Origin of the sequence: Halomonas halodenitrificans DSM 735, assembly GCF_000620045.1 — a bacterium.
Taxonomy (GTDB): Bacteria; Pseudomonadota; Gammaproteobacteria; order Pseudomonadales; family Halomonadaceae; genus Halomonas; species Halomonas halodenitrificans.
This window is the reverse complement of the sequence record NZ_JHVH01000001.1, coordinates 19,311-37,927: the sequence shown is the minus strand read 5'-3', so window position 1 is coordinate 37,927 and position 18,617 is coordinate 19,311. Positions and strand designations below refer to the sequence as shown.

Below are 18,617 nucleotides of genomic sequence, written 5' to 3'. Positions count from 1 at the left end.
CCATGAGCTACTTTATCGATCGGCGGGCGAATGCCAAGCACAAGAGCGCGGTCAATCGGCAGCGCTTCCTCGACCGCTATCGCACCCATATCAAACGCTCCGTGGAAGAGGCCGTGAATCGGCGCTCGATCACCGACATGGAGCGTGGTGAGAAGGTATCGATTCCCACCCGCGATATCTCGGAACCGGTGTTCCAGCATGGCCCCGGTGGCAAGCGCCGCATTATCGCCCCCGGCAACCAGGAGTTCGTGGAGGGGGATCGCCTGCAGCGCCCGAGTGGGGGCGGCGGGGGAGATGGCGCCGGCGAGGGTGGGGCGTCCAACCAGGGTGAGAGCATGGACGAATTCGCCTTTACCCTCTCCCGGGAGGAGTTTCTCGATTTCGTCTTCGATGGCCTGGAGCTGCCCCATCTGGAGCGCAAGGCGATGGTGGATCTCGACGAGGTGCGTCCGGTGCGTGCGGGGGTCTCCAAGGAGGGGGTGCCGGCGCGGGTCAATATCGTGCGCTCCATGCGCGAGGCCCATGCTCGTCGCATCGCCATGCGCGCACCGATTCGTCGCGCCCTGCGCGACGCCCGCGACGCGCTGGAGGCCGAAGAGCGCAAGGACCCGGTGCTGCGCAACCCGGCGCGCATCGCCGAACTCAAGGCGGAAATAGAGCGCCTCGAGAAGCGTCTCGAGGCGGTGCCCTTCATCGACACCTACGACCTTCGCTACAACCATCTGGTCAATCAGCCGCAGCCGTCCAGCAAGGCCGTCATGTTCTGCGTCATGGACGTGTCCGGCTCCATGACCCAGGCCCACAAGGACATCGCCAAGCGCTTCTTCCTGCTGCTTTACCTGTTTCTCGAACGCAACTACGAGAAGGTCGAGCTGGTCTTCGTTCGCCATCATACCGCCGCCCGGGAGGTGGACGAGGAAGAGTTCTTCTATTCACGTGAGACCGGCGGCACCATCGTGTCCAGTGCGCTGTCGCTGGTGGATGACATCATCGTCGAGCGCTACCCGCCGGGCCAGTGGAACCTCTACGTCGCCCAGGCCTCGGACGGCGATAACTGGGATGACGACTCGGTGACCTGTCGTGACCTGTTGATCAGAAAGCTGATGCCGCGCGTGCAGTACTTCACCTACGTGGAAATTACCCCCCATGCCCACCAGGCCCTCTGGGAGGAGTACGAAACCGTGGCCACCGAGTTTCCGGCGCGTTTTGCCATGCGCCAGATCGTCGAAGCCGGAGATATCTATCCGGTGTTTCGCGAGCTGTTCAAGCGCCGCGCTGCCGGCGGCTGAGGGCCGGTCAGCGGCCGAGGAGGCAAGATGACCCGACGCAAGCCTATCGCCAGCGGATCCGACTGGAACTTCGAGATACTCACCGAGTTCGAGCAGGAGATTGCCCGCCTGGCGGATGAGTATCGCCTCGACACCTACCCCAATCAGATCGAGGTGATCACCTCGGAGCAGATGATGGATGCCTACGCCAGCGTGGGCATGCCGGTGGGCTATCACCACTGGTCATTCGGCAAGCAGTTCCTGGCCGTGGAGCAGGCGTATCGCCGCGGTCAGATGGGCCTGGCCTACGAGCTGGTGATCAACTCCGACCCCTGCATCGCCTACCTGATGGAGGAGAACACCCTGATGATGCAGGTGCTGGTCATGGCGCACGCCTGTTATGGCCACAACTCCTTCTTCAAGGGCAACTATCTATTCCGCACCTGGACCGATGCCGGTTCGATCATCGACTATCTGGTGTTCGCTCGGCGGTATATCGTCGAGTGTGAGGAGCGTCACGGTGTCGCGGCGGTGGAGCAGCTGCTGGACGCCTGTCACGCCTTGCAGAACTACGGCGTCGATCGCTACAAGCGCCCCTCGCCGATCTCCACCGAAGAGGAGGTGCGCCGCCAGAAGGAGCGCGAGGAGCTCCTGCAGGCCCAGGTAAATACCCTGTGGCGTACCATTCCCGGTCGCCATCGCGAAGACCGGCTGCCGGACATGGTGGACGAAGAGGAGGACCCGCTCGGCCTGCATGCGGGAGGGCGCTATCCGCCTGAGCCCCAGGAGAACCTGCTCTACTTCATCGAGAAGAATGCACCGCTGCTGGCGCCCTGGCAGAGGGAGGTGGTGCGCATCGTGCGCAAGCTGGCACAGTACTTCTATCCCCAGCGACAGACTCAGGTGATGAACGAGGGCTGGGCCACCTTCTGGCACTACACCCTGATGAACCGGCTCTATGAGGAGGAGGCGGTGGATGAGGGGTTGATGTTGGAGTTCCTGCAGTCGCATACGGCGGTGGTGCAGCAGCCGGCCTTCGACAGCCCCCTGTATAATGGCATCAACCCTTATGCACTGGGCTTTGCCATGTTCAGTGACCTGCGGCGCATCTGCGAGTCTCCCACCGACGAGGACCGCCGCTGGTTCCCCGATACCGCCGGTAGCGACTGGCGCGAGACCCTGGAGTTCGCCATGCAGAACTTCAAGGATGAGTCCTTCATTCAGCAGTTTCTATCACCCCGGGTGATTCGCGATCTCAAGCTCTTCATGGTGGTCGACGACGACCAGGATGAGATGCTGGAGGTGGGGGCGATTCATGACGAGCGCGGTTATCAGCGTATCCGCGAAGCGCTGGCGGCCCACTATGCGCTGGCCGTGCGTGAGCCCAATATCCAGGTCTATGCGGCGGATATTCGCGGCGACCGCTCCCTGACCCTGCACCATGTTCAGGATGAGCGTCGCCCGCTGGCCCGCAGCGTCTATCCGGTGATGCGCCACCTGCATCAGCTGTGGGGCTTCCCGGTGCGCCTGGAGTCGGTCCAGGGGGAGCGGGTGGTGCGGCGCTACCAGTGGCCGTTATCCGATGAGCAGGCCGCCGATGGGGCCTGAGTCGACGGCTGTCGCGGCGGATAAAAACGACAGGACCCGCGCCGTGGCGCGGGTCCTGTCTGGGCCGGTGTGGCGGCGGCCGCCGCCTGGCCATATCAGTTCTGGGCGGTCCAGGATTGGCACCAGCCTGCCGGCTCGACGCTGTTCTGCGGGAACAGCTGGCAGCCCTGACTGTCGGCCTGGAAGAACATGCAGTTATCACACTGCTCGCCTTCCTCATGGGCCGGATGATCGGCGGCCTCGGCGGTGTCTTTCACGTAGTTGAGAGCCTGCGCCTGCTCGGCGGAAGGATCCAGCGGCGGCAGGTCCTGGGCAAAGGCGCGGCCGGAGAGGATGCCGGCACCCAGCGGCAGGGCGGCCATGCCCATCAGGCTGTGGCGCATGAAATCACGACGGCTGTGGTTAGCCATGGAATCTCCTTGGGTCTCGTTGAGGGTCACGGTCGGGCGTTGGCCCGCTATTCCTGGGTGGTGCTCCACCTCTTGGAAGCCGGCAAGTGACTGCCGGCAATATTCATTCCGTATCATAGTCAAGGTGATGCCTGTATGCGAACGAGCCTCTGCGACGACTTGTCGCGCCGTTGCGCAAGGTCAGGAAAGAGGGTGATGCTTCACGCTTCCCGGCGCTGGTATACTCGGCAGGACAACCCGGGCAGCCGTCGGTGGCTGTCTGCCGTCAACCTCCGCCCGTGAGGCGACACCCGGAGAGAACCCGATGCAGAATGCCGTGATCCTGATCAACACCGACAAGGGGCAGGTCAAGTCGGTGGCCGAGCGCCTGGCCGACGTCGAGGGAATCAGCGAGGTCTACTCCACCTGTGGTCGCTACGATCTGGTCGCCATCGCCCGCACGCGCGACTTCGAGAGCCTGGCCGAGCTGGTGACCGGGCGCCTCAACGCCGTGGAGGGTATTCGTGAGACGGAGACGCTCAACGCCATGCAGGTACACTCTCGCCACGACCTGGAGACCATGTTCTCGCTGGGCTGGTAGCGTCCTGGACCGGGTGGCATGGATGCCCGGCCGGTGCCCCCTGTCTTTCACTGATCACAGGAACGTCTTTCACGGATGAGTCGCCTTCGTTTTCCACGTCGTGGCCGCACGCTGCGGCGTCTTGCCGTCAGCCTGCTGTTTGTGATCGTGGGTGCCGGGCTATGGCACTTCCAGGAGCGCGAGCTGCGCGACTCCCTGGTATGGATGGGAGTGCCCGAGTGGCAGGAGCCTTCACTTGTCGGCTTCCACCGCGTGCTACGCAACGAGGGGTTTCTGGTCGGTTGGTCGGACCTGAGGGTCAATCCGCTGTGGGTCAGCTATCGACTCCAGGCGGTGGACGATCCCGGAAGCGGGCCGCGCCCCGGATTCCGCCAGGACTGGCGTACCCTGTGGCCCATTGGTACCGGTCACTACGCCGGCAGCGGCTTCGACCGCGGACACATGGCGCCCAACTACGCCATCGCCGCGGTGCACGGGCGCGACGCTCAGCGCGACACCTTCTACATGAGCAACATGACGCCCCAGCGACCCGACCTCAATCGCCGCCTCTGGCAGCGCCTGGAAGAAGTGGTGATGGACCACTTCGTGCCGCGCTTCGGCGCGGTGCAGGTGATTACCGGGCCCGTGTTTCCCGAGCGCTTTCTCGACAACGTCCTCAATCGGGTCGGCTTCGTGGAAATTCCGACGGCCTTCTACAAGATTATCGTGATTCCCGGCGAGCGTCCCCTGGCCCTGGCCTTCCTGATGCCCCAGCAGGTGCGCGGCGACGAGGCGCTGGATGATTACCTGGTGAGTATCGATGAGGTCGAGGCGCGCACCGGGCTCGACTTCTTCCCCCGGCTCCCCGAAAAGGCCGCCGATGTGCTCGAGGGTCGGGTGAGTACTCGCGGCTGGGCACTGGAGGAGGTGGCAAACCGCCCCGGGCGCTTCGAGTAGCGTATTGTATAGACACAAAAAAACCGCGATCCAGTGTCGCGGTTTCTCGATAATCTTGCCTGCTCCAGCCTGCATGACGCGATATGAATGGTGCCCAGGAGAGGACTTGAACCTCCACATCCGTAAGGATACTAGCACCTGAAGCTAGCGCGTCTACCAATTCCGCCACCTGGGCGCATCATGCATCTCGTCGTGGTCGCGTTTCCCGAAGGAATGGTGCCCAGGAGAGGACTTGAACCTCCACGTCCATAAGGACACTAGCACCTGAAGCTAGCGCGTCTACCAATTCCGCCACCTGGGCGAACACGAGCGAGTCGAACTGTATAAAGAGCAATGGTGCCCAGAAGAGGACTTGAACCTCCACGTCCGTAAGGACACTAGCACCTGAAGCTAGCGCGTCTACCAATTCCGCCATCTGGGCAAGCGACGCGTATAGTACCCGAATTGTTCTTTTTTGCAAGGGGTAGGGTGACGAGGAAGCAACTTTTTTCCAGGCGTCTGTGGCTCGCCAAGGTTGGGTGGCCGCGCCTGCGGCGCTATAATGCTGGCATGATCAATAATCCCCAAGGCAATATCCCGTTTCCGCGGCGCTCGAGCGCCTCCTCCCCCATGTCGTCTCCGACCCTGCCAAGGATGCATCGCGCATGACCCACTGGACGCTCAGCGACGATCCGCACGCGGAACGTGAAGCCCACAAGTATGACAAGCCAGCCCCCAGCCGCGAGTACCTGCTAGCCCGCCTGGAGGATGTCGGCAAGCCGATTACCCATGAGAAGATGAGCCAGTTGCTGGGGCTCGAGGACGAGGAGCTGCAGGAGGCCGTGCGTCGCCGACTGGCGGCCATGGAGCGCGACGGCCAGGTGCTGCGCAACCGAGCGCGGGCCTATGCGCTGATCAACAAGCTCGATCTGGTCAAGGGCAAGGTGCTTGGCCATCGTGACGGTTTCGGGTTCGTGCTGCGTGACGACGGCAAGAAGCCCGACCTGGTGCTGCCGCCACGCCAGATGCGCCGCGTCTTTCACGGTGACCACGTGCTGGTGCGCGTCAGTGGGCGCGATCGTCGCGGCCGCGATGAGGCGACCATCGCCGAGGTGCTGGCACGCAACACCCAGACCATCGTTGGCGTCTACCGCGAGAACACCCCCGAGTTCGGCGTACTGATTCCCGAGAATCCGCGCATCACCCAGGAAGTGATCATCCCGCACAGCGCCTGTGGCGGGGCCAAGGATGGTCAGGTGGTCTCGGCGCATATCGTCAAGCAGCCCGAGACCCGGGTGCAGCCGGTGGGCGAGGTGATCGAGGTGCTGGGCGAGTGCATGGATCCCGGCATGGAAATCGACATCGCCATCCGTAGCTATGAGATCCCCGCCGAGTTTCCGCCGGAGGTCCACGACCAGATCGCCAGCATGTCCGCCGAGGTGGCCGAGGAAGACAAGCATAGCCGCATCGACCTGCGCGACGTGCCGCTGGTGACCATCGACGACGAGAGCGCCAAGGACTTCGATGACGCCGTCTGTGCCTGGAAGACCAAGTCCGGCAGCTGGAAGCTGTTGGTAGCCATCGCCGACGTCTCCCACTACGTGCGTCCCGGCAGCGCCCTGGACCAGGAGGCGATACGCCGCGGCAACTCGGTCTATTTCCCGGGGCAGGTAGTGCCGATGCTGCCCGAGCTGCTCTCCAACGGGCTCTGCTCGCTCAATCCGGCGGTCGACCGTCTCGCCCTGGTCTGCGAGATGAACATCTCCCAGAGCGGCGCCATCAGTCGCTATCGGTTCTACGAGGCGGTGTTCCAGTCTCATGCGCGCCTCACCTATAACAAGGTGGCGTCGATCCTCGAGGATGAGGGGGAGCAGGGGGACGCCCTGCGCGAGGAGTATCGCGAGCTGGTACCGTCCCTGAAGAGTCTTCACTCTCTCTATCGACTGCTGCGCGAGGCTCGGGTGGAGCGGGGCGCCATCGACTTCGAAACCACCGAGACGGCGATCGTCTTCAATGACGAGCGCAAGATCGAGAAGATCGTGCCCCGCTCGCGCAACGACGCCCACAAGATCATCGAGGAATGCATGCTGGCGGCCAACGTGGCCACGGCGCGCTTCCTCGACAAGCATGATCTGCCGGCCCTCTATCGCATTCACGAGCAGCCCTCGCCCGAGCGTCTCGACAAGCTGCGCCTGTTTCTCAGCGAGCTGGGCCTGTCGCTGGGGGGAGGCGATGACCCGAGCCCCCAGGACTACCGCGAGCTGGCCGAGGCCATCAAGGGGCGCCCCGATGCCGACGTGATTCAGACGGTGATGCTGCGCTCCATGAGCCGGGCGATCTACTCGCCCCAGAATGATGGCCACTTCGGCCTGGCCTATCCGGCCTATGCGCACTTCACCTCGCCGATCCGCCGTTATCCGGACCTGATCGTGCACCGTGCGATCCGTTCGGTGATTCGTGGACCGCGCCAGACCAATACCGTGCTGCGTGCCGAGGGGGCGCCCGTCGAGCCGCCGAGCAAGTGGGCCCCCTATACCTTCGAGCAGATGCTCGAGCTCGGCGAGCACAGTTCGATGACCGAGCGCCGCGCCGACGACGCCACCCGCGACGTCGAGGACTGGCTCAAGTGCGAGTTCATGTCCGACAAGCTCGGCGAGGTATATGACGGCACCATCGCCTCGGTGACCCAGTTCGGCATCTTCGTGCGCCTCGACGAGTTCTTCGTCGAAGGGCTGGTTCACGTGACATCACTGCCTTCCGACTATTACCACTACGAGCCGGAGAAGCACCGTCTCAAGGGCGAGCGCAGTGGCATGAGCTATCGCCTCGGCGATGGGGTTACCGTCCAGGTGGCGCGAGTCGATCTGGATGATCGCAAGATCGACTTCGCCCTGGCCGACGATCAGCCGCGTCCCAAGCGGACGCCGCGTCGCCGCCGAGCGGTGGATGATGCCCCCGCCAAGGGGCGCGCGAGTGCCGGCGGCAAGCCGCCCAAGGCCGATGGCGCCCGCGGCGGTGCTTCCGATGGCGGAGACAAGTCGGGCAAGGGTACCCAGTCCGAGAAAAATGATGGCCGCAAGCGAAGCAGTAGTCGTCGGCGCCGCTCGCGGCGCTGAATTCTGGGGCGGGCCTTCGGGCCCGCCGTATCCCCCGCGATGAAGCGAGAAACATGAAGCATAAGCGACCCCAGCGGCCTGCCGCTGGCAAGCCTGCCGTGCCCGGTGGCCTGGAGGCGGTGTTCGGCGTTCATGCCGTGCGTGCGCTGATGGAGCGCGGGGAGACGCCCCGCGAACTCTGGGTGCAGGAGGGCGAGGCGGGAACGCGCCTGTCCGATCTGGTAGAGGCCGCCCGTCGTGGCGGTGCCCGAATCCAGTCGCGTCCGCGAGACGAGCTCGACCGTCTGGCCCAGGGGGCTGCTCATCAGGGCATCGCGGCCTTCGCTACGCCGCTGGCGTTCGAAGGCGAGAATGCATTGTGGTTCCGGCTCGAGGCCTGGCCCCATGCCGAGCCCCCGCTGCTGCTGGTGCTCGACGGCATCACCGACGTGCACAACTTCGGCGCCTGCCTGCGCAGTGCCGATGCCGCCGGGGTGCATGGGGTCATCGTGCCCAAGGACAAGGCCGCACCGCTCAATGCCACGGTGCGCAAGGTGGCCTGCGGCGCCGCCGAGAGCGTGCCGGTCTATCGAGTCACCAACCTGGCCCGCGCCCTGGCGCGGCTCAAGTCGCTGGGTGTCTGGGTCACGGGTACCGCCGGTGAAGCGGAGTCGCTGGTGTTCGAGGCCGATCTTACCGGACCCACGGCCCTGGTCATGGGGGCCGAGGGCAAGGGCATGCGCCGCCTGACGCGGGAGGCCTGCGACCAGCTGGTCAAGTTGCCCATGGCCGGCAGCGTCTCCAGCCTCAATGTCTCGGTGGCCACGGGTGTCGGCCTCTTCGAGGTGGTTCGCCAGCGGGGGGCGGCGAAGCCGGGGAGCTAAGCATTCCTGGAAGCGCAACCGCAGCGCCTGCCATATGGCAGGCGCTGCGGTTTTGACGGTGTCTGACGATCAGCTGTCGGCGTTCTCGGTGGCGGCGGAATGCCTGGCGGGGGCATTGAGGAAGGATTCCAGCGAGTCATCCATGGCATCCAGCCAGCGGGTATGGTGGCGCGGCGCCTGGGTGCCGGTCATCAGCGAGCGGTAGGACTTGTCACGGAACGTCATGATGTCCTTGTGCTTGTGGGCTTCCCATTCGAGGAAGGTCTGGTTGACTCCTTCGATATCGAAGCTCGGGTAATCCGTTGCCTCGATCAGGCTGGCCACATAGTCACCCTGGAACCGAATCATCTGCTCATCGCTTTCCAGGGCCTCTTCGCGTGCCCGCCATGCCTGGCTGTCGGCTTGCATGGTCTCGCGGTCGGGCAGGGCGGTGCGCCCCAGGATGAGGTCGCGCACATACCAGGCCTGGGCGTCGAACATGTTGAAGGTATACCACTGATCCTGCATGCCCAGGTAGAAGAGCCTCGGATTGGCTTCCCAGGCGACGCCACGATAGAGCCCCAGCGGCCACAGGCGATTATTGGTCTGCAGGCGCAGGGTATCGGGAAGGAAGGGAAAGTGATGCAGGTAGCCGGTGCACAGGATGATGGCATCCACCTGCTTGCTGCTGCCGTCGGCAAAATAGGCGGTATTGCCGTCGACACGCTGCAGCAGGGGCTTCTCTTCCCAGTTCTCTGGCCAGTCAAATCCCATGGGGCGGGTGCGGTAGCTGGTGGTAATGCTGCGCGCGCCATACTTGTAGCACTGTGAACCGATATCCTCGGCGGAATAGCTGCTGCCTACCAGCAGCAGGTTCTTGCCCTGAAACTCCAGGGCGTCGCGGAAGTCGTGGGCATGCAGGATGCGGCCGTTGAAGGCCTCGAAGCCCTCGAACTCGGGCACATTGGGCGTGGAGAAGTGGCCGGAGGCCACCACCACATGATCGAAGACCCGGCTCTCGACCACGTCGCGGTCGTGGTCATGCACGGTGACCAGGAAGGTTTCGTCCTCTTCCCGGTATGCCACATCGCGGACCGCGGAGTTGAAGCGGATGTACTGGCGTACGCCGGCCTTCTCGACGCGGCCCTTGATGTAATCCCACAACACGGCACGGGGCGGATAGGAGGCGATCGGCTTGCCGAAGTGCTCTTCGAAGCTGTAGTCGGCAAATTCCAGGCATTCCTTGGGGCCATTGGACCACAGGTAGCGGTACATGCTGCTGTGCACGGGCTCGCCATTGGCATCAATGCCGGTGCGCCAGGTGTAGTTCCATTGGCCTCCCCAGTCGCTTTGTTTTTCGTAGCAGACCAGCTCAACGGTGTCGGCCCCCTGCTCGAAGGCTGACTGGAAGGCTCGCAGCTGTGCCAGGCCGCTGGGGCCGGCGCCGATAATGGCAACACGTTGGGTCATGAATGGCTCCGTGGTTGAGGCTCGCCACGGCGCTGCCGAGGGGGGAGGCCGGGTCGAGCATCGAGATGGCAGAAAGCATGGATGCCCGCTGCCCGTCAGGAGATGATGTCGACTCCAGGCTTCGCCTCCAGGGCGAAAGTCCGTTACCCGAGGTGGGGCCCCTCATGATGAAGAGACGAGGGCTTCTGATGGCGTCATTTGCTCGTTCTGGTGCCGGGGCCGTGTAGGCCAGCGGCGGAGGCAAGATGGCATCGCTCGCCTGAAGGATCAGTGCGAGTGTGGCGTATCGGCCACGGGTAAAGCGGGGCAATCCATAACTACGCGTTATCAAAATATGGATATTTGATCATTATGTCAAATATGCCCCAGGGGTCGACTCGAACGGTGCGTCGTCGGCGCTTGCCGGCCATCCGCGGTTTTCGGTCATCCGACAAGGCGGCGCGACAGGGCTTGTCCTGGGCGATGCCGGTGGCACGACGATCAAGCCTTGCCAGGTGGGGGGGCATTCCTTAGAATACCTGCGCCCGTTCGTCCATCGAGCGGGCATTCGTGTTTTTCTATCACCTCCTTGCTTCCCCGGAGCCCAAGACCTCCCGAGGAAGCTGCCAAACCGCAAGGAGATTCCATGCGTCATTATGAAATCGTGTTCATGGTCCATCCGGATCAGAGCGAGCAGGTTCCGGCCATGGTCGAGCGCTACACCGGCCTCGTTACCGAGAACGGCGGCACCGTGCATCGCCTGGAGGATTGGGGCCGTCGTCACCTGGCCTACCCGATCAACAAGATCCACAAGGCTCACTACGTGCTGATGAACGTCGAGTGCAGCGGCGAGACTCTCGACGAGATCGAGAACATCTTCCGCTTCAACGACGCCATCATTCGCAGCCTGGTGCTGCGCTGCAATGAGGCGGTCACCGAAGCCTCGCCGATGATGAAGCCGGTGGAAGAGAAGCGCGCACGCCGCGACGAGAAGCCTCGCGACGACAAGCCCCGCGCCGAGTCCGCCTGATCACCCCCATCGCACGTCTGAAGGAGTCTTTACATGGCACGCTTTTTCCGTCGCCGTAAGTTCTGCCGTTTCACCGCCGAGGGCGTGAAGCAGATCGATTACAAGGATCTGGACACCCTCAAGGCCTATATCACCGAGACCGGCAAGATCGTTCCCAGCCGCATTACCGGTACCAAGGCCCGCTATCAGCGCCAGCTGGCGACTGCCGTCAAGCGCTCGCGCTACCTGGCTCTGCTGCCCTATTCCGATAGCCACCAGTAAGTCCGCGGCAAGATGCTGACGATCGCCCGCTGGGTGATGCGCGGCACGCCCTACGCTACCGCCGGGGCCGCCGTGGCTACCCTGATACCCTGGCTCTTCTGGCTGGGGGCCGCCATCGCGGCCCTGGTCACGCTGCGTCGGGGACTTTCATCGGCGCTGCCGGTGATCGTGGCCGCCGCCGTGCCCTCGGGCTGGTGGTGGATGCAGGGAGATGTCATTCCGCTGGCCAGCGTACTGCTGGTCACGCTGATGGCGGTGGTGCTGCGCTCTCGCCTGCGCTGGAGCGAAGCGTTGATCGTCGGCGCCCTGGCTGGCGCCGTACTGATCCAGCTGGGCGTCTTTCTACCGCCCGGCGGCTCCGGGGAGATGCTCGACCAGCTGCGTCAGGCATCCCCCGAGGTAGAGCGTCTGCTCAGTGATCTGGGTAGCCAGGGGGTGGATACCGAGCAGCTGGCGAGCCTGCTGATCGGCGGGGTTACCGGGCTCATCGTGCTGATTGCCGCCGTGGGCTGTCTGGCCCTGGCGCGCAGCTGGCAGGCAGGGCTCTATAACCCGGGGGGCTTTCGCGAGGAGTTTCACGCCCTGCGTCTGACGCCGCGTGAGCTCGCCGTGCTGGTCGTGGTCGGGGTAATCGGTGCCGTTCTGGAGCTGCCTGGCCTGGGTATGCTTCTATGGATACCGCTACTGGTCGCCGGCATCGCCCTGGTGCATGGTTTTATCGGACTTAAAGGGATGAACGGGCTGTGGCTGGTCGCCTTCTATCTGCTGCTGATCACCACCTGGCCCATGATTCTGATCGTGCTGTTGCTGGCCCTTATCGACGCCTTCGCCAATATCCGCGAGCGCCTGGCCAGTCGCAACTGACAAGAGGTTTACGAGATGGAAGTCATTCTGCTCGACAATATTGGCAAGCTGGGCGGCCTGGGTGACCAGGTCACCGTCAAGCCCGGCTATGGCCGCAATTACCTGGTGCCCTACGGCCTCGCCGTGCCGGCCACCAAGGACAACATCGAGGCCTTCGAGGCCCAGCGTGCCGAACTCGAGGCCCAGGCCGCCGAGCGTAAGGGCGAGGCCGAAGAGCGCGCCGCCCAGCTCAACGAGATCGAGCTTTCCCTGGTGGCCAAGTCCGGTGACGAGGGCAAGCTGTTCGGCTCCATCGGGCCGCGGGACCTGGCCGATGCCATCGCGTCCGCCGGCATCGATGTCTCCAAGAGCGAAGTGCGCATGCCGGAGGGGCCGATCCGTGCCACCGGCGAGTACGACATTCAGCTGCGCCTGCATGCCGAAGTCGACGCCACCGTGCGCGTGGTAGTCGTGGCCGAGTAAGTCACGGCGGCCGCTTCCGACGAGGGGCGCGAGGAGAGATCCTCGCGCCCCTCGTTGCGTTGGTACCTGGTCATCGAGCCATGGGGCCCACCGCTCGTCTGAGGTAGAATGATGCCCCCGCCACGCCCAGGGTGAATCATTGCCATGTCAGAGATGCTCGAGCACGACCAGGAAACCGCCGCCCTCAAGGTGCCGCCTCACTCCATGGAGGCGGAGCAGTCGGTGCTGGGCGGGCTGATGCTCGACAACCAGGCCTGGGACAATGTCGCCGACCGCCTGGTAGCCGACGACTTCTACCGCTACGAACACCGACTGATCTTCAACGTCATGGCCGAGCTGGCCGAGTCGGCGCGGCCGCTGGACGTGGTGACCCTCTCCGAGGCGCTGGAGGGGCGCGACCAGCTGGATACCGTGGGTGGCCTGGCCACCCTCGCCGAACTGGCCCGCAACACGCCTTCCGCCAGCAACATCCGTGCCTACGCCGATATCGTTCGCGAGCGGGCGACCCTGCGCAAGCTGATTCGCGCCTCCAGCCAGATTGCCGATGGCGCCTTCAGTCCCCAGGGCCGGCCGGCGGATGAGCTGGTCGATGAGGCCGAGCGGCTGGTGTTCCAGATCAGCGAGGAACGGCCCAAGTCGGGAGGGCCGGTGGGCATGAGCGAGCTGCTCGCCAAGGCGGTGGATCGCATCGACGAGCTGTTCAACATGCAGGGCGAGATGACGGGGCTGTCCACCGGCTTTCGCGACCTGGACGAGATGACCTCGGGCCTGCAGCCCTCGGACCTGGTGATCATCGCCGGACGTCCCTCCATGGGCAAGTGCATCATGACCGGCTCCCGGTTGGTGGACCCGGCGAGCGGGGCGCTGGTGACCATCGATGAGCTGGTGGCCCGCCAGCGGGCCGATCTGCTGACGCTAGATGATACGTTTCGCCTGGCGCCTTCCCGGGCCAGTGCCTTCGTGGATGACGGCCGGAAACCGGTGTTTCGAGTGCGTACCGCGCTGGGTCGTGAGATCTGTACGACCCTGACGCATCCCTTTCTGACCGGTGATGGCTGGCAGCCGCTGGAGCGCCTTGAGGTGGGGGAGCGTGTGGCCGTGCCGAGGCGCCTGCCGGTCTTTGGTCGAGAGCGCTTGCCCGAGCACCAGATCAAGGTGCTGGCCTACATGCTTGGGGATGGTGGCACGACTCAGTCGAATGCCTTGTTCACCAATGCCGACCCACGCCTGCGCGAGGAGTTTGCCGAGGCGGTAGCGGCCTTCCCCGGCCTGGTGTGTCGGCCGGTGGAAAGCGTCGGTCGCACACCGACCCTGCGTGTGAGTCGTGACTCCCAGGCCCTGGCCTCGATGCGCCAGGCCTTCGGCAAGGCGCTTCGCGGGGCCCTGGTTCGGGGCGGGATGAGCGGGGAGGCACTGGCGGGGGCGCTCAGCGTCAGCAAGGCGGCGGTCAGCGCCTGGTGCCATGGCCGGTCCATGCCCGCCGAAGCGACCTTCGGGCGGCTCTGCCATGTGCTGGAGGTGTCGCCGGCCGGGCTCGACGTGCCCGACTACGCCCAGGCGGCGAAGAACGCCACCAGTCCGATGCGGCGCTTCCTGGAAACCCATGGTGTCTGGGGGATAAAGGCCACCGGCAAGCGGATTCCTCCCGGCGTTTTCCGGCTGGAGAAACCGTTGCTGGCACTCTTCCTCAGCCGCCTATTCGCCTGCGACGGCAGCGCCTTCGTGCAAGCCAATGGCCAGGCCAGAGTCAGCTACGCCTCCTCCAGCCGCGAGCTGATCCGAGAGGTGCAGCATCTGCTGCTACGCTTCGGCATCCTGGCCAAGGTGCGGGAGAAGGCACACGCCCATGCCAGCCCCTCCTGCCTGCCCTGGGAGCTGGAAGTTCTCGACCGTGCCAGCCTCGAGGCCTTTGCCGACGAGATCGGAATCTTCGGGAAGGAGTCTCGGCTCGCCGAAGTCACGGCCTGTCTGGCGGGCAAGCGCCGTCACAGCAATCGCGACAGCCTGCCGTGCTCGGTGAATCGTTATGTGCAGGCGGCCAGAGGAGGGCGCTCCTGGCGCCACCTGTTCGAAGCGGCCGGGTACGCGCTGCCTGAGGGCAGCAATCTGCATCTTGCCGGCCGCAGCGAGCGCTGCCTGTCCCGTGCTCGAGCGGCGGAGCTTGCCGAGATACTGGAGGATGAGTACCTGGCGAACCTGGCCGACTCGGACCTCTACTGGGACGAGATCGTCGAGGTCGTACCGTTGGGACGACGGCAGGTCTACGATTTGACCGTGGAGGGGACCCACAACTTCGTGGCCGAGGATGTCTGTGTCCACAACACGACATTCGCCATGAATATGGTCGAACATGCGGTTATCTCCAGTGAAAAGCCGGTTATGGTGTTCTCCATGGAGATGCCGGCCGATGCCCTGATGTTGCGCATGCTCTCCTCGCTGGGTCGCATCGACCAGACGCGGGTGCGTACCGGCCAGCTGGAGGACGAGGACTGGCCACGGTTGACCTCGGCGGTGAACCTGCTCAAGGACAAGCAGCTGTTTATCGATGATACCGCGGCATTGTCGCCCAATGAGATGCGCTCGCGCATTCGGCGCCTGGTGCGGGAGCATGGCAATGTCGGGCTGGTCATGATCGATTATCTGCAGCTCATGCAGATACCGGGCTTTTCCGAGAACCGCACCGGCGAAATTTCCGAGATCTCTCGCTCGCTCAAGGGCTTGGCCAAGGAATTCGGCTGCCCGGTGGTGGCGCTCTCCCAGCTTAACCGCTCCCTCGAGCAGCGGCCCAACAAGCGCCCGGTGATGTCGGACCTTCGCGAGAGTGGCGCCATCGAACAGGATGCGGACGTGATCGCCTTCGTCTACCGCGACGAGGTCTACAATCCCGATAACCCCGACAACCAGGGGCTCGCCGAGCTGATCATCGGCAAGCAGCGTAACGGTCCCATCGGCGCGGTACACATGGCATTCATCGGCCGCTACACTCGCTTCGAGGACCTGGCGCCGGACAGCTACGGCGACGGTTTCGGCCAATAGGCGTTGGTGCCGCGGGTTGAGCCGGGACGGTGGGCCCGTATAATGCGCATCCTTCCAACGAGCATAGCCAGGAGGCAGCATGGCAGGTGGATTTCGGCGCGGTAATCGTCAGCGTACCCCCAAACTGGAGGCGCGCGGTGAACTCCAGTCCGCGGAGCGTGAAGGCCCCTTCAAGGAGTGGTTGGGCATGCCCGACCTCTACCGTTACCAGCTGGTAGTCGAGGGCGAGACTTACAGCTACCAGACCGAGGATGCCGAACTGCCGGTGGCCATCGGCGACCGGGTGGTGTTTCGCTACAAGGAGACCAAGGCCGGCAAGTGGGTGGACCGCAACTCCCTGGGCAAGGCCATCGATCCCTCCGATTATCAATGACTTGTGGAACCCTTCAGGGTGTTTGATGTCTTACCAGGACGCAGCCGTCATCAGATTGTCATCTCTGTGAGGCAGGCTGCCAGGAATCGACATCACAATAAACGCTGGAGGGATCCATGGAATTCCACGATCTCAAGGCCTTCGCGGCCCATCACGACAACTACGAGATTCGCGTCATCGGCCATGCCGGCAGCCGCTTCTATCAGGTAGAACTGGAAGATATCGAGGGCCAGCGCCATATGCTGACTCGTCGAGGCAAGCCGGTGCTCTTCCGCTCGCTGGAAGACGTCTACGGGGAGCTCAAGCGTGCCGGTATCCATCGCGCCTACCTGGTGCAGCAAGTGCCCCATGATGAGGTGGTCGGCCGCGAAACCCACTATCAGGAGCCCTTGGCCTCACGCATGCCGCTGGTGTTCTGAGCCGCCCTCGCGAACAGGGCCCGCGTCACTCCTTCTCCCGCCGTTCCAGCCAGCGTCCCAGACGCAGACGACGGCGGGCTAACCACCGGTACCCCGCATCCATCAGCCCGCCGACCCCTGGCAGGGTGCTCATCCAGACCAGCCGTCGATAGCCCAGCACCGCGTAGAGGGCACGGCTGGCGTCCATTCCCACGAACCAGCGACCGTCCGCGTCGCGCACGTGCAGCCGGCCCATCATCGCCGCAACGCTGCGGCCGAGCGGTGCGGCACCACCGCGTTGACGGGCAGGTCGCGGAGACTGTGAAGCGCCGGGTCGAGCTGGTCGCCGAGCATGAGAGGATGGGGCATATCCTTACCTCAGGTTGTACAAATTATATTGATAGTACAATCTGATCGCCGCCGCTGCGAGGGGCCTGATACACTAGCTTCATCTTTATCCACCCTGTGTATCGATCAAGGAGCACGCCCATGACCACCACGCCCCAGGATTCGGCCCATCCCGGCATGGACCCCGCCGGCAGCGGGCGCCTGGCCCATGCGCCGGACGATCATCCGTCGATTCCTCGTGCCAGGGTCGGGGTGGTGTTGGTCAACCTGGGCACCCCGGATGCCACCGATTACTGGTCCATGCGTCGCTACCTCGGTGAATTTCTCTCCGACAAGCGGGTGGTGGACTACCCGAGCTGGAAATGGCAGCCGTTGCTGCAGTTGATCATTCTCTCGCGTCGCCCCTTCAAGTCCGGCGAGGCCTACCGCGGGATCTGGAACACCGAGAAGGACGAGAGCCCGCTGCTGACCATCACCCGGGAGCAGACTCGCCGGGTGGCCGATGGACTGGCGGCGCGCCACGGCGACGAGGTGATGGTCGATTTCGCCATGCGTTACGGCAATCCCTCCACGGACAGCGTGCTCCGCCGCCTGCAGGATGCGGGCTGCGAGAAGATCCTGTTCTTCCCGCTGTATCCCCAGTACGCCTCGCCGACGACCGCCACGGCCAACGATCACGCCTTTCGAACCCTGATGAAGCTGAAATGGCAGCCGGCGATTCGCACCGTGCCGGCCTACTTCGACCATCCGCAGTACATTCAGGCGCTGGCCGGCAGCGTGCGTGACGCCTACGGCGCCGCCGAGACGCCGCCGGAGGTGCTGGTGGCCTCCTACCATGGCGTGCCCAAGCGCTTCTTGATGGAAGGCGATCCCTACCACTGCCAGTGCCAGAAGACCACTCGCCTGCTGCGCGAAGCGCTGGGCTGGAAGGGCGATGCCATCCAGACCGCCTTCCAGTCGAAGTTCGGCCCCGAGGAGTGGGTGGGGCCGGCTACCGTGGAGCATGTCGCCGAGCTGGCCCGCCAGGGCAAGAAGCATATCGCCGTGGTGTCTCCGGCGTTCTCCGCCGACTGCGTCGAGACCCTGGAGGAGATCCAGGAGGAGATTCGTGACGCCTTCCTCGAGGCCGGCGGCGAGACCTTTACCTACGTACCCTGCCTCAACACGCGTGACGACCATATCGCCGCCCTGTTGTCGATTATCGACAATGAACTGCAAGGCTGGGTATAGGCCCGCCATGGCGGGCCTGCGACGAGTCAGTCGTGGGCGCGGTCGGGGTGGGGTACCGGCTTCTCGCCGAGCTCTTCGGGACGCAGCTCGATCGGTCGGCCGGCGGTCTTTTCCACGTATTTTATGCGCAGGTGGAGGGCCGTCTTGGCCAGCAGGTGGGCACTCACCGGCGCGGTGATAAACAGGAACAGGGTAATCAGCATTTCCTGAATATCGGGCTTGCCCTCGGTGCCCCAGAAATAGAGCATCGAGGCGACCAGCATGCAGCCGATCCCCAGGGTCGTGGCCTTGGTGGGGCCGTGCAGGCGCATGTAGAAGTCGCGCAGGTGGGCCATGCCCAGGGAACCGATAAACACGAAGGCCCCGCCGGCGACCAGCAGCAGGGAGATGACCCCCTCGAGAATGACATGCAGTGTCATGGCGCCTC

General features: G+C 64.1%; 17 protein-coding genes, 3 tRNA genes and 1 pseudogene. 14 read left to right on the top strand and 7 right to left on the bottom strand.

Annotated elements, in window-relative coordinates:
• Positions 1-2 precede the first annotated feature (2 nt).
• The gene (locus Q358_RS0100220) at positions 3-1,289 is read left to right on the top strand and encodes a YeaH/YhbH family protein (RefSeq protein WP_027960197.1); all 1,287 of its coding nucleotides are present in this window, start codon (positions 3-5) and stop codon (positions 1,287-1,289) included.
• 27 nt (positions 1,290-1,316) lie between these two features.
• Positions 1,317-2,876 (top strand): SpoVR family protein, encoded by a 1,560-nt coding sequence (locus tag Q358_RS0100215; protein WP_027960196.1) that lies wholly within the window; start codon positions 1,317-1,319, stop codon positions 2,874-2,876.
• Between the two features lie 95 nt (positions 2,877-2,971).
• Here Q358_RS0100215 and Q358_RS0100210 read toward each other — a convergent pair whose 3' ends face one another.
• Positions 2,972-3,286, bottom strand: coding sequence for a high-potential iron-sulfur protein (locus Q358_RS0100210; RefSeq protein WP_027960195.1), 315 nt, complete (start codon positions 3,284-3,286; stop codon positions 2,972-2,974).
• A 304-nt stretch (positions 3,287-3,590) separates the two neighbouring features.
• Between Q358_RS0100210 and Q358_RS0100205 the strand changes: the two genes are divergently transcribed.
• Positions 3,591-3,866: an Lrp/AsnC family transcriptional regulator gene (locus Q358_RS0100205; RefSeq protein WP_027960194.1), complete on the top strand. Its 276-nt coding sequence runs from the start codon at positions 3,591-3,593 to the stop codon at positions 3,864-3,866.
• Between the two features lie 75 nt (positions 3,867-3,941).
• A complete protein-coding gene (locus tag Q358_RS0100200) occupies positions 3,942-4,802 on the top strand; it encodes a DNA/RNA non-specific endonuclease (protein WP_027960193.1) in 861 nt (286 codons plus the stop codon).
• Between the two features lie 88 nt (positions 4,803-4,890).
• Here Q358_RS0100200 and Q358_RS0100195 read toward each other — a convergent pair.
• The 3 genes from Q358_RS0100195 to Q358_RS0100185 all read right to left on the bottom strand — a co-directional run bounded on the left by Q358_RS0100195 (position 4,891) and on the right by Q358_RS0100185 (position 5,223).
• Positions 4,891-4,977: transfer RNA gene (locus Q358_RS0100195), tRNA-Leu, on the bottom strand.
• Positions 4,978-5,016: 39 nt separating this feature from the next.
• Positions 5,017-5,103 (bottom strand) — tRNA-Leu (locus tag Q358_RS0100190).
• A gap of 33 nt (positions 5,104-5,136) precedes the next feature.
• Positions 5,137-5,223: transfer RNA gene (locus Q358_RS0100185), tRNA-Leu, on the bottom strand.
• 223 nt (positions 5,224-5,446) lie between these two features.
• Between Q358_RS0100185 and rnr the strand changes: the two genes are divergently transcribed.
• Together rnr and rlmB are read left to right on the top strand one after the other, a co-directional pair.
• Complete coding sequence (gene rnr / locus Q358_RS0100180) at positions 5,447-7,897, top strand: ribonuclease R (RefSeq protein ID WP_027960192.1); 2,451 nt, start codon at positions 5,447-5,449, stop codon at positions 7,895-7,897.
• Between the two features lie 53 nt (positions 7,898-7,950).
• Positions 7,951-8,760 carry a 23S rRNA (guanosine(2251)-2'-O)-methyltransferase RlmB gene (gene rlmB / locus Q358_RS0100175; protein WP_027960191.1) on the top strand — a complete coding sequence of 270 codons (810 nt, stop codon included), beginning with the start codon at positions 7,951-7,953 and terminating at the stop codon, positions 8,758-8,760.
• Between the two features lie 69 nt (positions 8,761-8,829).
• Here the strand turns inward: rlmB and Q358_RS0100170 are convergent, their stop codons facing one another.
• The gene (locus Q358_RS0100170) at positions 8,830-10,209 is read right to left on the bottom strand and encodes an NAD(P)-binding domain-containing protein (protein ID WP_027960190.1); all 1,380 of its coding nucleotides are present in this window, start codon (positions 10,207-10,209) and stop codon (positions 8,830-8,832) included.
• A 625-nt stretch (positions 10,210-10,834) separates the two neighbouring features.
• Here Q358_RS0100170 and rpsF point away from each other — a divergent pair.
• From rpsF to Q358_RS0100135, 7 genes are all read left to right on the top strand, one after another.
• Positions 10,835-11,218, top strand: coding sequence for a 30S ribosomal protein S6 (gene rpsF / locus Q358_RS0100165; protein WP_027960189.1), 384 nt, complete (start codon positions 10,835-10,837; stop codon positions 11,216-11,218).
• A 33-nt stretch (positions 11,219-11,251) separates the two neighbouring features.
• Entirely contained in the window at positions 11,252-11,479 is a 228-nt protein-coding gene (gene rpsR / locus Q358_RS0100160; RefSeq protein WP_027960188.1) for a 30S ribosomal protein S18, read from the top strand.
• 12 nt (positions 11,480-11,491) lie between these two features.
• Complete coding sequence (locus tag Q358_RS0100155) at positions 11,492-12,343, top strand: hypothetical protein (protein ID WP_027960187.1); 852 nt, start codon at positions 11,492-11,494, stop codon at positions 12,341-12,343.
• A 15-nt stretch (positions 12,344-12,358) separates the two neighbouring features.
• Positions 12,359-12,805: a 50S ribosomal protein L9 gene (gene rplI / locus Q358_RS0100150; RefSeq protein ID WP_027960186.1), complete on the top strand. Its 447-nt coding sequence runs from the start codon at positions 12,359-12,361 to the stop codon at positions 12,803-12,805.
• 144 nt (positions 12,806-12,949) lie between these two features.
• Positions 12,950-15,841 carry a replicative DNA helicase gene (gene dnaB, locus Q358_RS0100145; protein ID WP_027960185.1) on the top strand — a complete coding sequence of 964 codons (2,892 nt, stop codon included), beginning with the start codon at positions 12,950-12,952 and terminating at the stop codon, positions 15,839-15,841.
• A gap of 79 nt (positions 15,842-15,920) precedes the next feature.
• Positions 15,921-16,214 carry a hypothetical protein gene (locus tag Q358_RS0100140; protein ID WP_027960184.1) on the top strand — a complete coding sequence of 98 codons (294 nt, stop codon included), beginning with the start codon at positions 15,921-15,923 and terminating at the stop codon, positions 16,212-16,214.
• Positions 16,215-16,330: 116 nt separating this feature from the next.
• Positions 16,331-16,633: a DUF6482 family protein gene (locus tag Q358_RS0100135; RefSeq protein WP_027960183.1), complete on the top strand. Its 303-nt coding sequence runs from the start codon at positions 16,331-16,333 to the stop codon at positions 16,631-16,633.
• Between the two features lie 25 nt (positions 16,634-16,658).
• On the opposite strand, the pseudogene Q358_RS16200 reads toward Q358_RS0100135, so the two are convergent.
• Positions 16,659-16,883, bottom strand: a pseudogene (locus Q358_RS16200) (DCC1-like thiol-disulfide oxidoreductase family protein); the annotation flags it as partial.
• A 218-nt stretch (positions 16,884-17,101) separates the two neighbouring features.
• Between Q358_RS16200 and hemH the strand changes: the two are divergent.
• Positions 17,102-18,190: a ferrochelatase gene (gene hemH / locus Q358_RS0100120; RefSeq protein ID WP_169735495.1), complete on the top strand. Its 1,089-nt coding sequence runs from the start codon at positions 17,102-17,104 to the stop codon at positions 18,188-18,190.
• 26 nt (positions 18,191-18,216) lie between these two features.
• Here the strand turns inward: hemH and Q358_RS0100115 are convergent, their stop codons facing one another.
• Positions 18,217-18,609 (bottom strand): Na+/H+ antiporter subunit G, encoded by a 393-nt coding sequence (locus tag Q358_RS0100115; RefSeq protein ID WP_027960181.1) that lies wholly within the window; start codon positions 18,607-18,609, stop codon positions 18,217-18,219.
• Between the last annotated feature and the right edge of the window lie 8 nt (positions 18,610-18,617).